18 protein-coding genes and 3 tRNA genes are annotated in these 23,644 nt (G+C 68.4%); 19 read left to right on the top strand and 2 right to left on the bottom strand.

The window, feature by feature from the left end; genetic code table 11:
* The 8 genes from VS93_RS15330 to VS93_RS15365 form a co-directional block, all read left to right on the top strand.
* The coding region (locus VS93_RS15330) for an ATP-binding protein (protein ID WP_046470609.1) at window positions 1-1,912 on the top strand (1,912 nt) is incomplete at its 5' end.
* 138 nt (window positions 1,913-2,050) lie between these two features.
* Window positions 2,051-2,126, top strand: a tRNA-Thr gene (locus VS93_RS15335).
* Between the two features lie 112 nt (window positions 2,127-2,238).
* A tRNA-Met gene (locus tag VS93_RS15340) sits at window positions 2,239-2,311 on the top strand.
* Between the two features lie 90 nt (window positions 2,312-2,401).
* A complete protein-coding gene (rpmG, locus tag VS93_RS15345; protein ID WP_046470610.1) occupies window positions 2,402-2,566 on the top strand; it encodes a 50S ribosomal protein L33 in 165 nt (54 codons plus the stop codon).
* A gap of 162 nt (window positions 2,567-2,728) precedes the next feature.
* Window positions 2,729-3,199: a MaoC family dehydratase N-terminal domain-containing protein gene (locus VS93_RS15350; RefSeq protein ID WP_046470611.1), complete on the top strand. Its 471-nt coding sequence runs from the start codon at window positions 2,729-2,731 to the stop codon at window positions 3,197-3,199.
* A gap of 20 nt (window positions 3,200-3,219) precedes the next feature.
* Window positions 3,220-3,648 (top strand): MaoC/PaaZ C-terminal domain-containing protein, encoded by a 429-nt coding sequence (locus VS93_RS15355; protein WP_046470612.1) that lies wholly within the window; start codon window positions 3,220-3,222, stop codon window positions 3,646-3,648.
* 62 nt (window positions 3,649-3,710) lie between these two features.
* Complete coding sequence (locus VS93_RS15360) at window positions 3,711-4,790, top strand: UDP-N-acetylmuramate dehydrogenase (RefSeq protein ID WP_046470613.1); 1,080 nt, start codon at window positions 3,711-3,713, stop codon at window positions 4,788-4,790.
* 306 nt (window positions 4,791-5,096) lie between these two features.
* Window positions 5,097-5,687, top strand: a complete 591-nt coding sequence (locus VS93_RS15365) for a TMEM165/GDT1 family protein (protein WP_082126915.1) — start codon at window positions 5,097-5,099, stop codon at window positions 5,685-5,687.
* 43 nt (window positions 5,688-5,730) lie between these two features.
* Here the strand turns inward: VS93_RS15365 and VS93_RS15370 are convergent, their stop codons facing one another.
* Both VS93_RS15370 and VS93_RS15375 read right to left on the bottom strand, forming a co-directional pair.
* Window positions 5,731-6,756, bottom strand: coding sequence for an adenosine deaminase (locus VS93_RS15370; RefSeq protein WP_046470614.1), 1,026 nt, complete (start codon window positions 6,754-6,756; stop codon window positions 5,731-5,733).
* A 106-nt stretch (window positions 6,757-6,862) separates the two neighbouring features.
* Window positions 6,863-8,071 (bottom strand): pyridoxal phosphate-dependent aminotransferase, encoded by a 1,209-nt coding sequence (locus VS93_RS15375; RefSeq protein ID WP_046470615.1) that lies wholly within the window; start codon window positions 8,069-8,071, stop codon window positions 6,863-6,865.
* A 236-nt stretch (window positions 8,072-8,307) separates the two neighbouring features.
* Between VS93_RS15375 and VS93_RS15380 the strand changes: the two genes are divergently transcribed.
* The 11 genes from VS93_RS15380 to VS93_RS15430 all read left to right on the top strand — a co-directional run bounded on the left by VS93_RS15380 (window position 8,308) and on the right by VS93_RS15430 (window position 23,552).
* Window positions 8,308-8,380 (top strand) — tRNA-Trp (locus VS93_RS15380).
* An 87-nt stretch (window positions 8,381-8,467) separates the two neighbouring features.
* A complete protein-coding gene (gene secE, locus VS93_RS15385) occupies window positions 8,468-8,749 on the top strand; it encodes a preprotein translocase subunit SecE (RefSeq protein ID WP_046470616.1) in 282 nt (93 codons plus the stop codon).
* Window positions 8,750-8,884: 135 nt separating this feature from the next.
* Entirely contained in the window at window positions 8,885-9,643 is a 759-nt protein-coding gene (nusG, locus tag VS93_RS15390; RefSeq protein WP_046470617.1) for a transcription termination/antitermination protein NusG, read from the top strand.
* A 305-nt stretch (window positions 9,644-9,948) separates the two neighbouring features.
* A complete protein-coding gene (rplK, locus tag VS93_RS15395; RefSeq protein ID WP_046470618.1) occupies window positions 9,949-10,380 on the top strand; it encodes a 50S ribosomal protein L11 in 432 nt (143 codons plus the stop codon).
* A 149-nt stretch (window positions 10,381-10,529) separates the two neighbouring features.
* A complete protein-coding gene (gene rplA / locus VS93_RS15400) occupies window positions 10,530-11,237 on the top strand; it encodes a 50S ribosomal protein L1 (RefSeq protein WP_046470619.1) in 708 nt (235 codons plus the stop codon).
* 328 nt (window positions 11,238-11,565) lie between these two features.
* Complete coding sequence (gene rplJ / locus VS93_RS15405) at window positions 11,566-12,090, top strand: 50S ribosomal protein L10 (RefSeq protein WP_046470620.1); 525 nt, start codon at window positions 11,566-11,568, stop codon at window positions 12,088-12,090.
* A 98-nt stretch (window positions 12,091-12,188) separates the two neighbouring features.
* On the top strand, window positions 12,189-12,578 hold the full coding sequence (gene rplL, locus VS93_RS15410; protein WP_046470621.1) for a 50S ribosomal protein L7/L12: 390 nt from the start codon (window positions 12,189-12,191) through the stop codon (window positions 12,576-12,578).
* Between the two features lie 511 nt (window positions 12,579-13,089).
* Entirely contained in the window at window positions 13,090-16,557 is a 3,468-nt protein-coding gene (gene rpoB, locus VS93_RS15415; RefSeq protein ID WP_046470622.1) for a DNA-directed RNA polymerase subunit beta, read from the top strand.
* Between the two features lie 34 nt (window positions 16,558-16,591).
* Entirely contained in the window at window positions 16,592-20,467 is a 3,876-nt protein-coding gene (locus tag VS93_RS15420; RefSeq protein ID WP_046470623.1) for a DNA-directed RNA polymerase subunit beta', read from the top strand.
* A 656-nt stretch (window positions 20,468-21,123) separates the two neighbouring features.
* The gene (locus VS93_RS15425) at window positions 21,124-23,397 is read left to right on the top strand and encodes a hypothetical protein (protein WP_156184857.1); all 2,274 of its coding nucleotides are present in this window, start codon (window positions 21,124-21,126) and stop codon (window positions 23,395-23,397) included.
* The gene (locus VS93_RS15430) at window positions 23,382-23,552 is read left to right on the top strand and encodes a hypothetical protein (RefSeq protein ID WP_156184858.1); all 171 of its coding nucleotides are present in this window, start codon (window positions 23,382-23,384) and stop codon (window positions 23,550-23,552) included. The genes VS93_RS15425 and VS93_RS15430 overlap by 16 nt, the downstream gene beginning before the upstream one ends.
* Window positions 23,553-23,644 lie beyond the last annotated feature (92 nt).

Below are 23,644 nucleotides of genomic sequence, written 5' to 3' on the forward strand. Positions count from 1 at the left end.
CGGCGAGGCCCCGCCGGTGCCCGCGGCCGCCCCGGCCGCGGCCCCGCAGTCCGGTCCGGTCCGGCACAGCTACCTGAGCCGTATCGAGGTCCAGGGGTTCCGCGGTATCGGTCCTCCGGCCGCGCTGGACTTCCCGCCGACCCCCGGGCTGACCGTCATCGTCGGGCGCAACGGTTCGGGCAAGTCCAGCTTCGCCGAGGCGGCCGAGGCCGCCCTCACTGGACGCAACCTCCGCTGGGACGCGATGCCCACGGCGTGGCGCGACGGTTGGCGCAACCTGCACTACGAGGAGCACACCGAGGCCACCATCGACCTGATGCTGTCCGGCGACACCGTTCCGACCCGCGTCACCCGGACCTGGACCGGCGACAGCGTGCGCTCGGCCCGTGGCGCGGTCGAGTGGCCTTCCGGTGAGACGACCACGCTGCGCGGCCTGGGGTGGGAGGCAGAGCTCGGACGCTACCGCCCGTTCCTCTCCTACGACGAGCTCGGGCGGGCTGTCACCGGGCGCGCCGCCGAGCTCTACGACACGCTCACCGCCCTGCTCGGCATCACCGAGTTGGCCGAGGCCGAGCGCCGCCTGGCCAGGATGTGCGACAAGCTGGCCAAACAGCGCGACCGCCCCAACCAGGACCTTCCCCACTTGGTCGAGCGGCTGCGCGAGAGCGGCGATCCGCGCGCCGCGCGGGCCGTGGAGGTCCTGACCGCCCCGTCCATCGACCTCGACCGGCTGGGGAGCATCGCCGCCGACAACGGCCCCGCCGATCCCGGGCAGCAGGTGGTGCTGCGCCGGCTGCGGCGGCTCTCGGTGCCCGAGCGCGCCATCCTCACCGATGTCGTCAACGAGCTGCGCGGTGCCGCCATGGAACTCGCCATGGCCGCCGGAACCAAGGGCGACCGCGCCCGGGGTATCGTGGAGCTGCTCCGGCAGGCGCTGGAGCATCATCGCCGGCACCCCACCGACTCCGACTGCCCCACCTGCGGTACCAGCGAGGCGTTCGGTCCGGGATGGGCGGCGAAGGCCAAGGCGCAGATCGCCGCTCTTGAGCCGTCGGCCGCCACCGCGGCCGCCGCCTACCAGCGCGCCGACGCCGCCCGCGACCAGGCCCGGTTCCTGATGGCCCCGATGCCGTCCTGGCTGCCCGCCGACAGCGAGCTCGGCCGCGTCTGGGCGGAGTGGGAGGCTGGGGCCCAGCTCACCGATCTGGGAGAGCTGGCCGATCACATCGAGGCCGTTGGGCGCAAGCTGCGTTCCACGGCCAACGCCGCGCGCAAGGCGGCCGGAGCGCGCCTGGAGGACCCCACGGACGGCTGGGCGGAGCTGGCCGAGCAGCTTTCGGCGTGGATCGACGACGCCCGCAGGTCAATGCGCGCCAGTGAGACCCTGCATCCCGCCGAGCAGGCCCTGCGCTGGCTCACCGAACAGGCGCGGGAGATCCGGGCCGAGCGGCTGCACCCGCTCGCGGCGCAGGCCGAGCAGGTCTGGCACCTGCTGCGCCAGGAACGCTACATCGACCTGGAAGCACTGCGCCTGGTCGGGCGGGGGACACAGCGCCGGGTGGCGGTGGACGTCGCCGTCGACGGAGCCGAGAGCGACGCCAACTCGCCCGGGCTGCTCAGCCAGGGAGAGTTCCAGGCGCTCGCACTGTCGATCTGCCTGCCGCGCACGATGGTCCCCGGAAATCCGTTCGGCTTCCTCGTGCTGGACGATCCCGTGCAGGCCATGGACACCGAGACCGTCGAAGGGCTGTCGAGTGTGCTCGCGGAGGTGGGGCGGTACCGGCAACTCGTCGTTTTCACCCACGACACCCGGTTGCCCGACGCGCTGCAGCGGTTGGGGCTGCCCGCGACGATCCGCTCCCTCCACCGGGACTCGATGTCCAACGTCCGGGTGACCGGCTACGGGGACTGAGCACCGGAGGCGCGCGACGCGGGTGCCGTTGGAGGCGCAGCGCGGCCCGGAGTCCCGATTTGGCAGAGCACCCCGCGGGGGCTGTATAGTCGTGACCAACGCGGAGGGCGGATCCCGGAGCGGGTTCCCCGGAGGCGTGCCCCTTTAGCTCAGTCGGCAGAGCGTCTCCATGGTAAGGAGAAGGTCTACGGTTCGATTCCGTAAAGGGGCTCCACCACTTGATGAGGTTCCGATTCACTCAGGTGGGTGGTCGGCGGAAATCTCGTCCGCCGGTCTGACCGGGTTCCGGTATCCTCCCCGAGAGTGGTCCGGATGTCCCGGAGCGAGGCGGGGTAGCTCAGTCGGTAGAGCAAGCGGCTCATAATCGCTGTGTCGTCGGTTCAAGTCCGGCCCCCGCTACTACCTGCGCGACCCCTGGCCCTGAACGAATCAGGGGTCTTCGTGGGTCTTTTGTAGTGTCCAAGTCTTCCAGCAGAAAGGCACTCCGACGTGGCTACCACTGACGTGAGGCCGAAGATCACCTTGGCGTGCCAGGAGTGCAAGCACCGCAACTACATCACGCGTAAGAACCGCCGGAACAACCCCGACCGCCTTACGCTGAAGAAGTTCTGCCCCAACTGCCGGTCGCACTCCGAGCACCGCGAGACTCGCTAGAACCCGCGGCGGACCGGCCCGGCGGCCCGCCGGGTCCGGGACCGGACCGGCGTTCATGCGCATCCAGCCCAGTGAGCGGTACCGCTCACTGGGCTATGAGTGTGTGGTGCTCCGGTCGTGTTGGGGCGGCAGTGACCGGATACGCGGCGTGAGAGGGACTGCATGGCGATCAACCGTGATTTTCTGGGGCGGGAGTACCGGGCCCCGGAACCCTATGAGGTGACCCGGGGCAAGATCCGGGAGTTCGCCGAGGCGATCCAGGACCCGACCCCGATCTACAGCGACACGGCCACGGCCAGGGCCGCCGGGTACACCGACGTCATCGCGCCGCCGACGTTCCCCATCATCCTGGGCATGGCGGGCGCGGGGCAGGCGATCGTCGACCCCGAGCTGCGCCTCGACTTCTCGATGGTGGTCCACCGCGAACAGCGCTTCCGCTACAGCCGCCCCATGGAGGCGGGTGACCTCGTGGAGTGCGTCACCCGCATCTCCGACATCAAGGCGCTCGGCGGCAACGAGCTCATGACGCTCGACAGCGAGATGCTCACCGTCGACGGTGAGCACATCGTCACCGCCGTCAACACGCTCGTCGTGCGCGGCGGGGCCGAGGACGACGGCACCGCGGGGCGGTAGCGGAAGAAGGGGACCTGTTCATGACAGCCACAATCAAGTACGCCGACGTCGAGGTGGGCGAGGAGCTGCCCGAGCAGACCTACCCGGTGCGGCGGCTCGATCTCATCCGCTACGCGGGGGCTTCCGGGGACTTCAACGAGATCCACTGGAACGAGCGCGTCGCCAAGTCGGTCGGCCTGCCGAACGTGATCGCCCACGGCATGTTCACCATGGCCGAAACGGGGCGTTACATCACCGACTGGGTCGGCGACCCCGGAGCGATCGTCGAGTTCGGTGTGCGCTTCTCCGCCCCCGTCGTGGTGCCCGACGACGACAAGGGGGCCGAGGTCACCGTGAGCGGCGTCATCAAGAAGAAGCTCGACGACAACCAGGTCGTGGTGGCCATCACCGCGCGCTCCAAAGGAGTGAAGGTACTGGGTGGCTCCACCGCCGTCGTCCGACTCGCCTAATCCGTCCCGTAGTCGGCCGTGCTCGCGCCGGCTCCGGCCTCCCGTCCCACCAGAGGTGCCCCGTGACCACTGCTCCCGTCCACGACGTCCCGTTGGCCGACTACACCACGCTCGGCCTCGGTGGTCCCGCGGCCCGGTTCGTCACCGCCCGCGATACCGAGGAACTGGTCAGTGCCGTGGCGGCGGCCGACAGCGTCGGTGAGCCGGTGCTCCTAATCGGCAGCGGCAGCAACCTCGTCATCGGCGACGACGGCTTCCCCGGGACGGTCGTGCACGTGGACTCCCAGGGGGTGCGCCTGACACCGGTCGGCCCGGCCGGACGCGGCCGGGTGCAGCTGCGCGTGAGCGCGGGGGCGGAGTGGGACACCCTCGTGGAGTACAGCATCGCCGAAGGGCTCAACGGTCTGGAGTTCCTCTCCGGGATCCCCGGCCGGGTCGGCTCCACCCCCATCCAGAACGTCGGCGCCTACGGCCAGGAGGTCAGCGAGACCATCGCGGAGGTGCTGGTCTACGACCGGCGCACCGGTGAGCGGCGCGTCATGGCCGGCGATGAGTGCGGCTTCACCTACCGCAACAGCATCTTCAAAGGTGACGACCGCTACGTCGTCTGCGAGGTGGTGTTCGAGCTCACGCGTGCCCACCGGAGCCGCCCCGTCCGCTATGCGGAGGTCGCCCGGACGCTGGGGGCCAGGATCGGCGACCAGGTGCCGCTGGCGGAGGCGCGCGACGTCGTACTGCGGCTGCGCAGGAGCAAGGGCATGGTGCTCGATCCCGGCGACCCTGACACGCGTAGCGCGGGCTCCTTCTTCACCAACCCCGTCCTGGGTCCCGAAGAGTTCACCGAGTTCGGTAAGCGCGTCGCGGAACGGCTCGGACCGGACGTGGAACCGCCGGCCCATCCGGACGGGACCGGCCGCGTCAAGCTGTCCGCCGCGTGGCTGATCGAGCACGCCGGATTCGGCAAGGGCTACGGTCGCGGCCCGGCCCGGATCTCCACCAAGCACACCCTCGCGCTGACCAACCCGGGAGGCGCCACAACGGCCGACCTGCTCGAACTGGCCCGCGAGGTGCGCGCCGGCGTCGCCGAGGTGTTCGGGGTGACCCTGGTGAACGAGCCCGTAATGGTGGGCGCCGGCCTTTGAGGTAGGCCCGGGAAGTAATTGTTTTCGGTGTGCCGAACTCCTTTATTGGGAAAGTCCATTGAAATCGATTGCGGCGCCGATAAATTGCGTGCCGCCAATTCTCTGCTAAAGTCGAATTTAGCGAAGGGGAGTAGTCCCGAATCGTGCGATCGACAGACTGGCCGGCGTAAAGCAGGCCCGGTCGCACGGGCCTGGGGTTTTCCGGGCGGACGAGACCTTTGATCCGGCAGGCAGCGCCTGCGGGTCGGAGTGTCGTTCCCGCTTTTCGCCTCCGCCCTGCGGGCTGAAACGACGGGTGGAGACTCTGTGGAATTCCTCATTGTGCTGGCGGTGGGCACCGGGGCTATTTTCGTCGCCGAAATGGGTGACAAGACCCAGCTCGTCGCGATGTCCCTGGCGACGCGCTACCGGCCCCTGACCGTACTGCTCGGCATCACGACGGCGACCTTCGCGGTACACGCCATCAGCGTTCTCGTCGCCGAGGTTCTGGGGCTGGCGCTTCCCACCGCCTGGATCACGCTCGCCGCCGGGGTCTCCTTCCTCGTCTTCGGCGCCTGGACGCTGCGCGGCGACGAGCTCAGCGACAGGGACGAGGAGCGCGCGGCCTCCAGGCGCATCCGGTCCGGTTTCCTCACCGTGTGCGCGGTCTTCTTCGTCGCGGAGCTCGGCGACAAGACGATGCTGGCCACGATCGCCGTCGGCACCCAGTACCACTGGCTGCCGGTGTGGCTCGGGTCCACCCTGGGTATGGTGCTCGCCGACGCCATCGCGATCGCGCTCGGCGCCGTCCTCGGCAAGAAGCTCCCCGAGAGGGCGGTGCAGCTCGGCGCGGCGATCGCCTTCTTCGCCGCGGGAGCGGTGATGACCTTCCAGGGCGTGCGGATGGTGGCGATCTGAGTCTCCGGGCCTTTGCCGCCCGTGTGGCGGACTCTCTCCCGGCTCACTCGACCGGTGGGGCCGCCAGCCAGGCGTCGATTCCTGCCAGCAGCTCCTTCTTCAGCGCGTCGGGCGCGGTCGAGCCGTTGACCGACATCCGGGCCAGCAGTGCCAGCTCGTTGTCGGAGAAGCCGAACACCGAGCGGGCGATCTCGTACTGCTCGGCCAGCCGGGGCCCGAACAGCAGCGGGTCATCGGCGCCCAGGGCGATGGGCGCCCCCGCGTCGAACAGTCGGCGCAGCGGTACGTGCCCGATCTCTTCGACCACCCCCAGACTCACATTGGAGGTGGGGCAGACCTCCAGCGTGACCTCCTGGGTGGCGATCCGCTCCACCAGGTAGGGGTCCTCGATCGCGCGTACGCCGTGGCCAAGGCGATCGGCCGACAGCTCGTCCAGGCACTCCCGCACGCTCCGGGGGCCGTGGAGCTCGCCCCCGTGCGGGGCCGACACCAGCTCGGCGCGCCGCGCGATCCGGAACGCCCCCTCGAATTCCAGGGCCCGCCCCCGCCGCTCATCGTTGTTCAGCCCGAACGCGCCCACGCCGCGACCGCTGTACTGCGCCGCGAGCCGGGCCAGCGCCTTGGCGTCGAGCGGGTGCTTGGTGCGGTTGGCCGCGACCATGATCCCGATACCGACTCCGGTATCGCGCTCGGCCGTCCGAGCCGCGTCCAAGATGAGTTCGAGCGTGGCGGTGAGGCCGTCGAAACGCGAGGCGTAGCCGCTGGGATCCACCTGGATCTCCAGCCACCCCGAGCCGGCGGAGCGCTCGTCCTCGGTCGCCTCCCGCATCAGGCGGTAGATGTCCTCGGGCCGCTGCAGCACCGAACGGGCGATGTCGTAGAGACGCTGGAACCGGAACCAGCCGCGCTCGTCCGTTGCCCGCAGTTTCGGCGGCCACTCCTCCACCAGGGCGTGTGGCAGGTGCACACCGCGCTCGCGGGCGAGCTCGACCAGGGTGGTGTGCCGCATGGAACCGGTGAAGTGCTGGTGCAGGTGGGCCTTTGGAAGCCGGGCGATGGGGCGGTGCATGACACAAGGGTGCCTTAAGAGCGCTCGTGTCGCCTAAGGCGGCGGAGAAAAACACGATCGCCCGGAACGGCCGCCGTTCCGGGCGATCGTGTTCGGGCCGGTGGTGCTACTGCGCCTCGTTCAGCAGCTTCTGGATGCGGCCCACACCTTCGGCCAGGTTGGAGTCGCCCAGCGCGTAGGACATCCGCAGGTATCCCGGGGTGCCGAACGCCTCACCGGGGACGACGGCGACCTCCGCCTGTTCCAGGATCACCTCGGCGAGCTCGGCGGAGGTCTGCGGGCGCTGCCCGCGGATCTCCCTGCCGAGCACGTTCTTGACCGAGGGGTAGGCGTAGAACGCCCCTTGGGGCTCCGGACAGATGACGCCGGGGATCTCGTTCAGCATCCGGACGATGGTCTGCCGGCGCCGGTCGAAGGCGGCGCGCATCTCGGCCACGGCGCTCAGGTCGCCGGAGACCGCGGCCAGAGCGGCGGCCTGGGAGACGTTGGCGACGTTCGACGTGGCGTGCGACTGCAGGTTCCCGGCGGCCTTGACGACGTCCTGGGGGCCGGCGATCCACCCGACGCGCCAGCCCGTCATCGCATAGGTCTTGGCGACACCGTTGACGACGACGGTCCGCTCGGCGAGTTCGGGCACCTCCACCGGAATGGAGCTGAAGCGCGCGTCGCCGTAGACCAGGTGCTCGTAGATCTCGTCGGTGAGGACCCAGAGCCCGTTGTCCTGTGCCCACTGCCCGATCTCGCGGACCTGCTCCGGCGGGTAGACGGCGCCGGTGGGGTTCGAGGGGGAGACGAACAGCAGGATCTTGGTCCGGGCGGTGCGCGCCGCCTCCAGTTGCTCGACGGCGGCGAGGTAGCCGGTCGATTCGTCGGTCACCACGTAGGAGGGAACGCCGCCGGCCAGCTTGATGGACTCCGGGTAGGTGGTCCAGTAGGGGGCGATGACGATGACCTCGTCGCCCGGGTCGAGCAACGTGGCGAACGCCTCGTAGACGGCCTGCTTGCCGCCGTTGGTCACCAGGATCTGGCCCGGCTCCACCCGGTAGCCGGAGTCGCGCAGGGTCTTGGCCGCGATTGCCTCCTTGAGCTCCGGCAGGCCGCCGGCCGGGGTGTAGCGGTGGAAGCGGGGCTCGTGGCAGGCCTTCGCCGCGGCCTCGACGATGTAGTCGGGTGTCGGGAAGTCGGGCTCCCCGGCGCCGAAGCCGATGACGGGACGCCCGGCCGCCTTCATGGCCTTGGCCTTGGCGTCCACGGCCAGTGTCGCTGACTCGGAAATGCCGCCGATGCGTGCGGAGATGCGAGGTCGCTCAGTCATGTTCACTATGCTTGCATGAGGTGTCGAGTGGCTTTCCCGGCATGCGGGGGTGCCGCCGGTGCCGAACCGTCGGCAGGGCCCTCCGGCAGGCCGGAGCGGCCGGGTTGGTGCTAGGCGGGGATAGGGCATAGACTTCTTTGACCGATGGTGAGGTCACCTCAACGGGTGTGTGCCCGATAATGGCTTGCGCCCCGCGGAAAGCGCCTCGCTATCCTGGGAGCCGTACGGAATCCCGAAGGGCAGTGGCTCAATTGGCAGAGCACCGGTCTCCAAAACCGGCGGTTGGGGGTTCGAGTCCCTCCTGCCCTGCAAGGCACTCTGAGAAGGATGCGGGGCACCGCGAGCGAGCGCGGTGGAACTCTCCCGACCCGGACCGTCAACTCCTAAGGACCTCAGGTGACACAGACTGACGCCGCGGCTAAGCCGGACCGGGGGCCCCAGCGTCGAACCGGTCCGGTGACCTTCGTCAAGCAGGTCGTGGGCGAACTGCGGAAGGTCCGCTGGCCCACCCGCCGCGAGCTCGTCACCTACACGATCGTCGTCATGGTGTTCGTGCTCATCATGGTCGGTTACGTCTCGCTTCTCGACTACGGGTTCGGCGAAGCCGTCACCTGGCTCTACGGAACGTTCGGGAGCAGCGGTGAGACGGGCGGCCAGGCGCCGGCCGTTCCGCAGTAGCGGCGCGCCCTGGATCAACACGCCCGGCTGGTCCCATTACCATCGCCGAGACCGTAAGCTGGGCAGGGACTGGTACCGGCGCTATCGATCATCGAGCCGGCCCAGAGCGCGTAACCGACGAGAGAAAGAGCAGCCGTGTCCGAGTCCCCACTGACCTCTGACGACCTCCCCACCGAGGAGCTGGATCAGTCGTCGGCGGAAGAGACGGAGCAGGCGGCGGCCAGCGACGCGGCCGAGGAGGCCGCGGACGAGGCCGGAGGCGCCACGGCGGAAGAGGGCGAGCCGGAGGAGGCTCCCAGGCTCGACCCCGTCGAAGAGTTCAAGATAGAACTCCGGCTGCTTCCGGGCGACTGGTACGTCGTGCACACCTATGCGGGTTACGAGAACCGGGTGAAGGCCAACGTCGAGAGCCGCACCCAGTCGCTCAACATGGAGGACTACATCTTCCAGGTCGAGGTACCCACGCAGGAGGTCACCGAGGTCAAGAGCGGTAAGCGCCAGCAGGTCACGGAGAAGGTGCTGCCGGGTTACGTCCTCGTGCGCATGGACCTCACCGACGAGTCCTGGGCCGCCATCCGCAACACGCCGGGTGTCACCGGTTTCGTGGGCCTGTCGAACCGCCCCGCTCCGCTGAGCCTCCAGGAGGTCGCCGAGCTTCTCGCGCCGGAGGCGGAGGAAGAACCGGAGCAGGTGCAGAAGGAGAAGACCGAGACGCGTTCCGACGTCGCCTACGAGGTCGGCGAATCGGTCACCGTGATGGAGGGTCCGTTCGCCACGCTTCCCGCGACGGTGAGCGAGATCAACGCCGACACCCAGAAGTTGAAGGTGCTCGTCTCGATCTTCGGCCGCGAGACCCCGGTGGAGCTGGGCTTCAACCAGGTCTCCAAGATCTGAGGCCGATCCGGCGCCTTCCGGCGGACCTGCCGGGAGTGCCCTCGTTGGCGTGCGCCGGCCCCTTCCCGCGCGAGGCGGGCTGGTGAGCGCGTAGACTTGGTGGGTCCGCCTTACAGGCGGAACCATCGCGCCCCGCTCCGGCGGGGCGTATTCGCGATCCGCTCGGGTCCCGGTGGATGCGCGGTCCTCCACATCGTGTGGAGGCCGGCCCATGGTCCGGCGCCGCACGGATCCGGCCTGTACACCCCACGCATGCGGAGTGTCAGGGACCTAAACGACAGAGCGAGTCAGGCAAAGGACCCGAAATGCCTCCCAAGAAGAAGAAGATCGCAGCGCTGGTCAAGGTCCAGTTGCCCGCTGGCCAGGCCACACCGGCCCCGCCCGTCGGTACCGCGCTCGGTCCGCACGGCGTCAACATCATGGACTTCTGCAAGCAGTACAACGCTGCTACGGAAGGCCAGCGCGGCAGCGTCATCCCCGTAGAGATCACCATCTACGAGGACCGCTCGTTCACCTTCGTCACCAAGACGCCGCCGGCCCCGAAGCTCATCCTCAAGGCCGCGGGCCTGGACAAGGGCAGCGCGGACCCGAAGCGCACCCGCGCCGGTTCCGTCACGGCCGACCAGATCCGGGAGATCGCCCAGACCAAGCTGCCCGACCTCAACACCGACGACATCGAGCGTGCTGAGCAGATCGTCGCCGGCACCGCCCGTTCCATGGGGATCGAGGTCAAGTAGCCCTCCCGTCACCCGCCTCCACCCACAGGGGGGGCGCTGGCGCGCCGGGGGAAGCTTCGTACAAGGGGGCGACGGGGCGCCGAGGAGAACCCGCAGTGGCAGGGCCAGGCGCTGGCCCGCACACCACAGCTTTCGATCAGGAGAGTCACGTGAAGCGCAGCAAGAACCACCGCAAAGCCAGCGAGCTGGTGGACCGGAGCCGGCTCCACTCGCCGGCCGAGGCCGTGAAGCTCGCCAAGGAGAGCAGCGTCGCCAAGTTCGACGCGACCGTCGAGGTCGCGCTGCGCCTGGGCGTCGACCCGCGCAAGGCCGACCAGATGGTCCGCGGCACGGTCAACCTGCCGCACGGCACCGGCAAGACCGCTCGGGTCCTGGTCTTCGCCACCGGTGACCGTGCCGAGCAGGCCCGCGCCGCGGGCGCCGACTTCGTCGGGGACGACGACCTGGTCCAGGAGATCCAGAACGGCTTCCTGGACTTCGACGCGGTCGTCGCCACGCCCGACCTCATGGGCAAGGTCGGCCGCCTTGGCCGGGTGCTCGGGCCCCGCGGCCTCATGCCGAACCCGAAGACCGGTACCGTCACCCCCGATGTCGCCAAGGCCGTCGGCGACATCAAGGGCGGCAAGATCGAGTTCCGCGTGGACCGCCACGGGAACCTGCACTTCATCATCGGCAAGGTGTCCTTCGACGAGCGGCAGCTGGTCGAGAACTACAGCGCGGCGCTCGACGAGGTGCTGCGGCTCAAGCCCTCCGCTGCCAAGGGGCGGTACCTCAAGAAGGTCACCGTGACGACCACCATGGGCCCGGGTATCCCGATCGACCCGAACGCCACGCGTAACCTCGCCGCCGCCCTCTGAGGACGGCTCACACGGCGCGCGAAGTGCCCCGGCCCGTACGGGCCGGGGCACTTCGCGCGTTCAGGGGTGCCCCCGGCGTACGCAGCACTCCGCGGTCTTTAGTATCGTTGGAGACGCCGAAGACCGCCGGTCGTCACCCAAAGGGTGACCTAAGGTTCCATGCGAAATGGGCGGCCAGCGCAGGTGTGAGTGAGTCGTTGCGATCCGTGCCTTTGCGGCATGGGCCTCTTGGCCCCGCGCACACCCGCGCCGGGGCGTTTTTTATGCGTTCCGCCTCCTTCGTGCGGCCCCTTGGGAACCGCCGGCGTTCATTTTTGGAAGGAGTCCCATGGCGAGGCCGGATAAGGCAGCCGCGGTCGCCGAGCTCACGGAGGAGTTCCAGAGCTCGCAGGGCGCCGTGCTGACCGAGTACCGGGGGCTCAGCGTGGCGCAGGTCAGTGAACTGCGCCGCAGCCTCGGCCAGAACGCGCGATTCCGCATCGTCAAGAACACGCTGACCAAGATCGCCGCCACAGAGGCCGGTCTTGACGAGCAGGTCATCGACCTGTTCCAGGGCCCTACGGCCATCGCCTTCGTCCGCGGTGACGTCGTCGAGGCCGCGAAGGGGCTGCGTGACTTCTCGAAGGCGAACTCGCCGCTGGTGATCAAGGGCGGCGTCATCGACGACAAGGCGATGACGCCGGAGCAGATCAACCAGCTGGCCGATCTCGAGTCCCGCGAAGTTCTGCTCTCGAAACTGGCCGGAGCGTTCAAGGCCAAGCAGGGCCAGGCCGCCCGGTTGTTCCAGGCGCTGCCGACCAAGACCGTGCGGCTCGCCCAGGCGCTGCACGACAAGCGCTCGGAAGAAGCCTAAGAAAACCCCGGACCCGGCAGGGGCGTCCAGACGCCGTGTCGGGGATCGGCACCGCGTCGGTGTACGCGCGTGTTGTTAGAGAAAGAGAGATCGCAACCATGGCGAAGCTCAGCAACGAAGAGCTGCTCAGCGCTTTCGAGGAGATGACCCTCCTTGAGCTCTCCGAGTTCGTCAAGCTGTTCGAGGAGAAGTTCGACGTCGAGGCCGCCGCTCCGGCCGCCGCGGTCGTCGCTGCTCCGGCGGTCGGCGGTGGCGAGGCCGCCGTTGAGGAGGAGAAGGACGAGTTCGACGTCGTCCTCGAGTCCGCCGGAGACAAGAAGATCCAGGTCATCAAGGAGGTCCGTGGTCTCACGAGCCTCGGGCTGAAGGAGGCCAAGGACCTGGTGGACAACGCGCCCAAGCCGCTGCTTGAGGGCGTCAACAAGGAGGCCGCGGACAAGGCCAAGGAGGCTCTTGAGGGGGCCGGCGCCACGGTCACGCTGAAGTAGCCCTCTTCCGGTTACACGGGGCGGCCGCTCCTGCGGGGGTGGCCGCCCTCTCGTGCTTCCGGGGCCGGCGAGCTCCGCGGAGCAGCGTCGGCGCCGCCGCGCAGCGGGACCCCGATTGACCTCTGGATCGGTAAATCATTCCCAATGTCGCCTCGTTCACACTTATCCGGGGCTGTGGGGCCTCTCACGGCGGCCGATTGGCCGGATACAGCTGCTCTGGGCTTGACGGATTCGCCCGTTAAGGCGATGCTGCCTGGTGTCGTGACAGACTCCGGGGGCCGTTGTTGGACAGCGGTGTAGTATTCGGCTACACTGCCCTTTTGCGCTGCCCTTTGACGATCCCTGTGCCGGTGACCGTGTGTTGTGTCCGAATTCCCTTGGGGTTTCGGAGCTGAGCACGTGCTCCACGAGATGAGAGCCGACCTGTCTCACACCGGTCGTTCTCCTCAGACATGAGGGTCGTCCGGCGTGCGCGCGCATCAACCGCCACAAGCCTTCGGAAGGACCCCTGTTGGCAGCCTCGCGCAACGCCTCCGCTAACGCCCTTGGTCCGAACCGCGTTTCTTTCGCCCGCATTCAGGAACCGCTTGAGGTCCCTAACCTTCTCGCTCTGCAGACCGATTCGTTCGACTGGCTGCTCGGCAACGAGAAGTGGAATACCCGAGTCGAGGCGGCCCGTAACGCCGGCCGCAAGGACGTTCCGGAGCAGTCCGGCCTCGAAGAGATATTCGAGGAGATCAGCCCGATCGAGGACTTCTCGGGCACCATGTCGCTCTCGTTCCGAGACCATCGGTTCGAGCCGCCCAAGTACTCCGAAGAGGAGTGCAAGGACAAGGACATGACCTACTCCGCCCCGATGTTCGTCACGGCGGAGTTCATCAACAACGACACCGGTGAGATCAAGAGCCAGACAGTGTTCATGGGCGACTTCCCGCTCATGACCGTCAAGGGCACGTTCATCATCAACGGCACCGAGCGCGTCGTCGTTTCGCAGCTTGTCCGTTCGCCGGGCGTGTACTTCGACCGCCAGGTCGACAAGACCTCGGACAAGGACCTTTACGGGTGCAAGGTCATCCCGTCGCGCGGTGCCTGGCTGGAGTTCGAGGTCGACAAGCGCGACTTCGTCGGCGTCCGGATCGACCGCAAGCGCAAGCAGGGCGTCACGGTCCTGCTGAAGGCGCTCGGCTGGACGACCGACCAGATCCTGGAGCGCTTCGGCCAGTACGAATCCATCCGCAACACGCTGGAGAAGGACCCCACCGCGGGTACCGACGACGCACTGCTGGACATCTACCGGAAGCTGCGCCCGGGGGAGCCGCCCACGAAGGAGTCGGCCCAGGCGCTGCTGGAGAACCTGTACTTCAACCCGAAGCGCTATGACCTCGCGAAGGTCGGCCGCTACAAGATCAACAAGAAGTTGGGTCTCGAGACCGAGATCGGCCAGGGGACGCTGACCGAAGACGACATCGTCGCCACGGTCGACTACCTCGTCCGGCTGCACGCCGGCGAGGAGGAACTGGAAACGCCGCAGGGCACGTTCCCGATCGAGACCGACGACATCGACCACTTCGGCAACCGCCGGCTGCGTACCGTCGGCGAGCTCATCCAGAACCAGGTCCGCCTGGGCCTCGCCCGCATGGAGCGCGTCGTCCGCGAGCGGATGACCACCCAGGACGTCGAGGCGATCACGCCGCAGACACTGATCAACATCCGGCCCGTCGTCGCCTCCATCAAGGAGTTCTTCGGCACGAGCCAGCTGTCGCAGTTCATGGACCAGACCAACCCGCTGGCGGGGCTGACCCACAAGCGCCGTCTTTCGGCGCTGGGGCCCGGCGGTCTCTCCCGTGAACGCGCCGGCTTCGAGGTGCGCGACGTCCACCCGTCGCACTACGGCCGGATGTGCCCGATCGAGACCCCTGAGGGGCCGAACATCGGTCTGATCGGTTCGCTCTCCGCATATGGGCGGGTCAACTCCTTCGGTTTCGTGGAGACCCCGTACCGGCGGATCGTCGACGGCAAGCTGACCGACGAGATCGCCTACCTGACGGCCGACGAAGAGGACCGTTACGTCATCGCGCAGGCCAACACTCCGGTCGGGGCCGATGGCTCGTTCACCGACAACCGCGTCCTGGTCCGCCGCAAGGGCGGGGAGTTCGAGGCGGTGTCCGCGGACGAGGTCGACTACATGGACGTCTCGCCGCGCCAGATGGTGTCGGTCGCGACGGCCATGATCCCGTTCCTGGAGCACGACGACGCCAACCGGGCGCTCATGGGGTCCAACATGCAGCGCCAGGCGGTGCCGCTGCTGCGCGCCGAGTCCCCGCTGGTCGGTACCGGCATGGAGTACCGCGCCGCCACCGACGCCGGCGAGGTCGTCCTGGCCGGAGACTCCGGTGTCGTGGAGGACGTCACGGCGGACTACGTCACCGTCATGGCCGACGACGGCACCCGGAAGACGTACCGCCTCGGCAAGTTCCGGCGGAGCAACCAGGGCACCTGCTTCAACCAGCGCCCGATCGTGACCGAGGGGCAGCGGGTCGAGGAAGGGCAGGTGCTCGCCGACGGCCCGTCCACCCAGCAGGGCGAGATGTCGCTCGGCAAGAACCTGCTCGTGGCGTACATGTCCTGGGAGGGCCACAACTACGAGGACGCCATCGTCCTCTCGCAGCGCCTGGTGCAGGACGACGTCCTCTCCTCGATCCACATCGAGGAGCACGAGGTCGACGCCCGCGACACCAAGCTGGGACCCGAGGAGATCACCCGGGAGATCCCGAACGTCAGCGAAGAGGTGCTGTCCGATCTCGATGACCGGGGCATCATCCGGATCGGCGCCGAGGTCGTCGACGGCGACATCCTCGTCGGCAAGGTCACCCCGAAGGGCGAGACCGAGCTGACCCCTGAGGAGCGGCTGCTGCGCGCGATCTTCGGTGAGAAGGCGCGCGAGGTCCGCGACACCTCGCTGAAGGTCCCGCACGGTGAGTCCGGCAAGGTCATCGGGGTGCGCGTGTTCAGCCGCGACGACGGCGACGAGCTGCCTCCGGGCGTCAACGAGCTGGTCCGCGTCTACGTGGCGCAGAAGCGCAAGATCACCGATGGCGACAAGCTCGCCGGGCGGCACGGGAACAAGGGCGTCATCGCCAAGATCCTCCCGCTGGAGGACATGCCGTTCATGGAGGACGGCACCCCGGTCGACATCGTCCTGAACCCGCTGGGTGTGCCCGGCCGGATGAACGTCGGGCAGATCCTGGAGATCCACCTCGGCTGGCTGGCCCAGAACGGCTGGAGAGTCGAGGGCAACGATGCGGCCTGGAAGGAATCCATGCACGCCATCGGCGCCTCCGAGATCTCGCCGGGAACAAAGGTCGCCACTCCGGTGTTCGACGGTCTGCGGGAGGACGAGATCGGTGGTCTGCTGGAGTCCAGCCTGCCCAACGAGGACGGGAATCGCCTGATCGACTCCAGCGGCAAGACCGTGCTCTACGACGGGCGCACCGGCGAGCCCTTCGACGAGCCGATCGCGGTCGGTTACACCTACTTCCTGAAGCTCCACCACCTGGTGGACGACAAGATCCACGCGCGCTCCACTGGTCCGTACTCGATGATCACCCAGCAGCCGCTGGGCGGTAAGGCGCAGTTCGGCGGCCAGCGCTTCGGCGAGATGGAGGTCTGGGCGCTGGAGGCGTACGGCGCCGCCTACGCGCTGCAGGAGCTGCTCACGATCAAGTCCGACGACGTCCTGGGCCGCGTGAAGGTCTACGAGGCGATCGTCAAGGGCGAGAACATCCCTGAGCCGGGCATTCCCGAGTCGTTCAAGGTGCTCATCAAGGAGATGCAGTCGCTCTGTTTGAACGTGGAGGTGCTGTCCAGCGACGGTATGTCCATCGAGATGCGGGACACCGATGAGGACGTCTTCCGTGCAGCGGAAGAACTTGGTATCGACCTTGGTCGGCGAGAGCCGAGCAGTGTCGAAGAGGTCTAACTTCCGCGATCTTAAAGAGCAGGGGACGAATTAAGTGCTCGACGTCAATTTCTTCGACGAGCTGCGTATTGGCCTCGCCACCGCCGACGACATCCGTCAGTGGTCGCACGGTGAGGTCAAGAAGCCGGAAACAATCAACTACCGGACCCTTAAGCCGGAAAAGGACGGACTCTTCTGCGAGAAGATCTTCGGTCCCACCCGCGACTGGGAATGCTACTGCGGCAAGTACAAGCGCGTCCGGTTCAAGGGCATCATCTGTGAGCGCTGTGGTGTTGAGGTCACCCGGGCGAAGGTCCGGCGTGAACGCATGGGGCACATCGAACTCGCCGCACCGGTGACCCACATCTGGTACTTCAAGGGCGTGCCGAGCCGTCTGGGCTACCTGCTGGACCTCGCCCCGAAGGATCTCGAGAAGATCATCTACTTCGCGGCGTACATGGTCACCTGGGTCGACACCGAGGCCCGCGACCGCGACATGCAGTCGCTGGAGGCGCGTATCTCGGTCGAGCGGCAGCACCTTGAGCAGCGGCGCGACTCCTCCGTCGAGGAGCGGCACCGCAAGCTTGAGGCCGACCTGGCCGAGCTGGAGGAGCAGGGGGCCAAGGGCGACGCCCGGCGCAAGGTGCGCGAGAGCGCCGAGCGCGAGATGCGCCAGATCCGCGACCGGGTCCAGCGCGAGATCGACCGCCTCGAAGAGGTCTGGAACCGTTTCAAGTCCCTCAAGGTCCAGGACCTGGAGGGCGACGAGATGCTCTACCGCGAGATGCGGGACCGCTTCGGGAAGTACTTCCGCGGCGGCATGGGCGCCCAGGCCATCCAGGAGCGGCTGGCCAACTTCGACCTCGACGCCGAGGCGGAGAAGCTGCGCGAGACCATCCGCAGCGGCAAGGGGCAGAAGAAGGCCCGCGCCCTGAAGCGGCTGAAGGTCGTTTCGGCGTTCCTGAACACCCGGAACAGCCCCATGGGCATGGTCCTCGACTGCATCCCGGTCATTCCGCCGGACCTGCGGCCCATGGTGCAGCTCGACGGCGGCCGCTTCGCGACCTCCGACCTGAACGACCTGTACCGCCGGGTGATCAACCGGAACAACCGACTCAAGCGACTGCTCGACCTCGGTGCGCCGGAGATCATCGTCAACAACGAGAAGCGGATGCTTCAGGAGGCCGTCGACGCGCTGTTCGACAACGGCCGCCGCGGCCGTCCGGTTACCGGACCGGGCAACCGCCCCCTGAAGTCGCTCTCCGACATGCTCAAGGGGAAGCAGGGCCGGTTCCGGCAGAACCTGCTCGGTAAGCGCGTCGACTACTCCGGCCGTTCGGTCATCGTCGTCGGTCCGCAGCTGAAGCTGCACCAGTGCGGTCTGCCCAAGCAGATGGCGCTGGAGCTGTTCAAGCCGTTCGTGATGAAGCGCCTGGTCGACCTGAACCACGCGCAGAACATCAAGAGCGCCAAGCGGATGGTGGAGCGGTCCCGATCCGTGGTGTGGGACGTCCTCGAAGAGGTCATCACCGAGCACCCGGTGCTGCTGAACCGGGCGCCGACCCTGCACCGGCTGGGTATCCAGGCGTTCGAGCCGCAGCTGGTCGAGGGGAAGGCCGTCCAGATCCACCCGCTCGTCTGCACCGCGTTCAACGCGGACTTCGACGGCGACCAGATGGCGGTCCACCTGCCGCTGTCGTCGGAGGCGCAGGCCGAGGCGCGGCTGCTCATGCTGGCCACCAACAACATCCTGAAGCCGTCCGACGGCAAGCCGGTGACCATGCCCACCCAGGACATGGTGATCGGGCTCTACTACCTGACCACCCTCAAGGAGGGGGCGAAGGGAGAGGGCCACGCCTACCGTTCGCCGGCTGAGGCGATCATGGCCTACGACCTTGGAGGACTCGATCTCCAGGCGCGGATCAGCCTCCGGGTCCCCGGTGACATCCCGCCGCCGCGCGACTGGGTGCGGCCTGAGGGCCACGAGCCCGGCGGCAGCTACGTCCTGGAGACCACGCTCGGTCGGTACCTGTTCAACGAGACCACACCGGTCGACTACCCGTTCGTCAACTACCAGGTGGCCAAGAAGCAGATCTCCACACTGGTGAACGAGCTGGCGGAGAACTACCCGAAGGCGCAGGTGGCGACCACGCTGGACGCGCTGAAGGACGCCGGGTACACCTGGGCCACCCGCTCGGGGCTGACCATCGGCATCGACGACGTCGTCGCTCCGCCGCACAAGCAGGACATCCTGGAGAGCTACGAGAAGCAGGCCGACAAGATCCAGCGGGAGTTCGACCGCGGTCTGATCACCGACGACGAGCGCCGCCAGGAGCTCACGGAGATCTGGACCAAGGCCACCAACGAGGTCTCCGAGGAGATGGAGGAGAACTTCCCAGCGGACAACCCGGTGTGGATGATGGTCCAGTCCGGTGCCCGGGGTAACCCGATGCAGGTCCGGCAGATCGCCGGTATCCGCGGTCTGGTCTCCAACACCAGGGGTGAGACGATCCCGCGCCCGATCAAGTCCTCCTACCGCGAGGGCCTGTCGGTGCTGGAGTACTTCATCTCCACCCACGGTCAGCGCAAGGGTCTGGCCGACACCGCGCTGCGTACGGCCGACTCCGGTTACCTGACGCGCCGTCTGGTGGACGTCGCGCAGGACGTCATCGTCCGCGAGCTCGACTGCGGCACCGACCGCTCGATCTGGCAGGAGATCGGCGAGAAGAACGCCCGCGGCGTCGTCGTGCGCAAGCACAACGTCGAGAACACGGGCTTCGGCCGGACCATCGCCGAGGATGTCGTGAAGGACGGCGAGCTGGTCGTCCCGGCTCTGACCGACACCTCCGAGGGCATCATCGACACGCTGGTCGCCCACGGTGTCGAGCAGGTGCGGGTGCGCAGCTCCCTCACCTGCGAGGCCAAGATCGGGGTGTGCACCACCTGCTACGGCCGCTCGATGGCCACAGGCAAGCCGGTCGACGTCGGTGAGGCCATCGGCATCATCGCCGCCCAGTCCATTGGCGAGCCGGGTACCCAGCTGACCATGCGGACCTTCCACATGGGCGGTTCCGCCGGTCAGGACATCACGCACGGTCTACCGCGTGTGCAGGAGCTGTTCGAGGCCCGCATCCCCAAGGGTGTGGCCCCAATCAGCGAGCTCGACGGCCGGATCCGGATCGACGACACCGAGAAGAGTCGCAAGATCATCCTGATCCCGAACGACGGCTCGGACGAGATCTCCTACCCGGTGCCCATGCGGGCCCAGCTCCTGGTGAGCGACGGCGAGCAGGTCTCGGTCGGCCAGCAGCTGATCCAGGGCGCCATCAACCCGCACGAGGTGCTGCGTATCCAGGGTCCCCGCGCGGTCCAACAGCACCTGGTGTCGGAGGTGCAGGAGGTCTACAAGTCGCAGGGTGTCTCGATTCACGACAAGCACATCGAGATCATCGTGCGCCAGATGCTCAAGCGGGTGAACATCCTGGAGTCCGGCGACACCGAGCTGCTGCCCGGCGAGATGGTCGAGCGTCCGAAGTTCGAGGCGATCAACCGCCAGGTGGTGGCCGAAGGCGGCCAGCCGGCGGCCGGGCGGCCGGTGCTCCTTGGGATCACCAAGGCGTCGCTGGCCACAGAGTCGTGGCTGTCCGCGGCCTCCTTCCAGGAGACCACGCGGGTGCTCACCGAGAACGCCATTCACGGCAAGAGTGACCCCCTCGTGGGCCTCAAGGAGAATGTCATCATCGGTAAGCTCATCCCGGCGGGTACCGGTATGCCGCAGTACCGGAATATCCGGGTCGAACCGACCGAGGAGGCAAAGGCGTCGATGTACTCCGTTTCGGGCTACGAGGAGCCCAGTGAGTACACCTTTGGTCAGGGATCCGGCGAAGCGGTTCCGCTGGAGGAGTACGACTTCGGCCCCTACAACAGGTGAGTCGAGGGACGGCCCGTGAGATCAGGTGACTGATCTGGCGACGGCGGTAGCGCACTCCAATGGAGGGGGCGCTGCCGCCGTTCGTCGTTGTCGCTCGGCATACTCGGATTCGGATGGGGCTTCGAGCGCTCAGGCGCGGTCTGGAGATCGAACACAGTGACCGATAACGGGGGAGCGCCGTACGGAACGCCAGGTGATGAACCCGAGCCGCGGCAGGATGACGCGGGCTCATGGTTCACGCCGACCGGCGGCCGGTACGGCGCTCAGACGCACTACCAGGACCCGTACAGCGAGCAGAGCGAAGGACCTGCCGAGTACCAGGACCGCTGGGACTCGGACAGAGCGTCCGCGGCCCCTGGAGAGCATCCGGGCCAGGAACCACCCGCAGGAGGCGAGAGATTCCCGCGCACCGGTGGCTACCCGGGAATGAGCGGTGAGCGTCCGGGCATGGCGGAGCCTATCCCTCGGCCCTCAGCGGCCTGGGGGGGCCCGGGCCCGGCACCCCACCGGCCTCGGGGCAGTCCGGACAGCCCTCCGCGTTCCCCGGCTCCTCCTATCCAGGGGTCTCCCCTTACTCAGGGGCGTCCTCCTACCCGGGTGCCCCTGTGTACCCGGGGGCGGGGGACAGCGCGGGGAACCCGCCGTCCCCGGAATCGGTGAGCCGTCCCTACGCTCCGGACCTCGGCCCCTCGCAGGAGGAGCCGTCCGATCGCTACGCTCCGGAAGCGGCGCCGGCGGACGACGGCTGGGGCTCCGGCTTGGGAGGCGGCTCCAGTCCCATGGGAAGCGTTCCTCGCGGCGGGGCGCCGTACGAGCCCCAGGCTCCGGCGGGCTCAGGGGGGTCCACCGGGTGGCCGGGACAGGGGAGCGGTGGCACCGGTGCGTACTGGGAGCCCGCCGGCGGGCAGCCGCCGGCCGGGGGAGAGCCCTACGCCCCGAGCGTGCCCCCGGAGCAGGGAGAGTTCACGGCACGGCCGGCGGAAAGCCCGGAAGCCGGGGCCTACTGGGAGTCCACCGGCGGGCAGCGGTCCTTCGGCTACGGGAGCGACTCCTCGTTCGGACAATACGAGCAGGGCGGCTACGAGGGCGGTCAGTACCGCGACTACGAGGCGGGTGCGCCTCGCGGGGCCTACCCCGCCGCGCCCGATCCTCTCGGAGGGACCGGGAGCTATTACGAGTGGCAGTCGAGCGCTCCCGGATCGGCGGACGTGTTCACCGATCCCGCGCCGAGAGAGGACTCCGCCGCCGGCGTAGGAGGGTGGCCCGCTGATCGCTCCGCGCCCGCGGAGGGCACCGGGTGGCAGCGCTCTGACGCCTTCGGCGCCGGGGGCGACCGTCCTTCCGCTCCCCAGGAGACGGGGGGAAGCGGAGGAACCGGCTACGCGGCGGGACGGTACCGCGATCCGGGTGAGAGCCCCGAAGCCCGCATCAGCCGACTCGCCGACCCGCTGAACGACCCGCTCGACGGTCCCCGCACGGCACCGCGCTCCTCCGGGCCTCCCGAGACCGGTGCGGCCCCCGCGCCGGAGATCGGCTCCTACGGTGCGGTGCCTTTCGGAGACCGCACCGGCGGCCTCGGGGACCGCTCTGATGCCCTCTACTCGAAGGAGGCTCCGGACCGCTACGACGACGAGCTCTCCCGGCCCCGCACCGACCGGCCCGGTCCGGACGGCGAAGCCGTGCCGTACGCCGGTGCCCCCGGTGGCGGTACCGGGTATCCGGAGTACGGAACTTATGCTCCAGGCGAGGCGGACCCCGCGGGGATCACGAGGGACCGGTTCGACGAGCCGGATGGGGGGACGGCCGGACCGGAGGAGCGCTGGGGAGCGGCGCCCGGGACGGCGGATCCGGTGTCGGGGCTTCCCTCCGGTAGCGCGAGCGGTGGCGGACTGGGCACGGGAAGCGGCAATACCTGGGCATTCAACCGCGATGACTTCACCCTGCCCGAGGAGCTGCGCCAGGCCGCCATCGACGCCGAGGAGAAGCGGCGCGGCGGCGCACCCGACCAGGCGACCCACGCGTTCCGGCCCGATCTCGGCGCCCCGGCCGCCGGCGACCCGGAGTCGGGCCCCGACCCGTACACGGGCGGGCCCGCCGCTCCGGTCGACCGCTTCGGGGACGACTACCCCGGACTCGCGGACCGGTACCTGGGCGACCTCGGTGCGCCGGACGCCGGAGCCCCCGCAGAGGAGCCGCCCTCCGCGGGCGCGACCGAGCAGGTCTGGCCCCGTCCGGAGGATCCCGGTGGGCCGGAACCCGGTGCCGAGCCGCGCGAGTGGGGCGGTCGTCCCTACAACCCGTCCGATCCGGGGTTGGGAACCCAGGAGATGCCGGTCGTCTCCGACGATCTCGGAGCGGACCGCCGCGTCGATGAGTGGGACCGTGCCCCGGAGGGGGAGTACGGAGCCTACGGACAGTACACCGCTGGCCGCATCGGCGAGTACGGCGACGAGCCCTTGGGCTCTGCGGACGGGTTCACCGGTACCGCAGCACCCGGGTACGGCTACGACGAGCCCCCCGCTGAGGACGGTACGACTCCTACGGCCCTCCTGAGGAGTACCCGCCGCATGGCGCCGCGGGCTATGCGGCCGAGGACGACGGTTACGGCTACGGCGACCGTGCCGAACGCCGTTACGGCGACGAGGACGCCGAGTTCCGCTACGACGAGTACGGCGAGGCGAACTACGACGAATACGAGGGGCAGCACCCCGAACAGGATCCCCGTGGCCGCCGCACCTCCCTCCAAGAGGATTTCCCCGGCTTCGACGACCAGCCGCTCGGCGGTGCCGCGGGCGATCCGTACCCGGGCTACGACAACCTCGACATGGAGTACTGGCCCGAGACCGACCGCGGGGCCACGACCACACTATGGTTGGGCATCCTCGCCCTGGTTCCGGTTATCGGGGTGGTCGGCGTGGTCGCCGCGCTGATCATGGGTCCGAAGGCGCGGTCGAGGATCCGGCGCTCCGGCGGAGAGTTGGAGGGCGAGAACCTGGTGCGGATCGGCACGATCCTGGCATGGGTCGGAATCGTGCTCTCCATCCTCGCTGTCGCATGGGGCGCTGCGTCGTTCATCATCGGCTGAGGAAGCGAAGCGGCGGTGCCCTGCCGCCCGGACCCGGGCGGCAGGGCACCGCCGTCTTCTGTCCACAACGGCGTGTCCCACAGGGCGACCAC

The sequence above is a fragment of the Allosalinactinospora lopnorensis genome (genome assembly GCF_000981225.1).
Classification (GTDB): Bacteria; Actinomycetota; Actinomycetes; order Streptosporangiales; family Streptosporangiaceae; genus Allosalinactinospora; species Allosalinactinospora lopnorensis.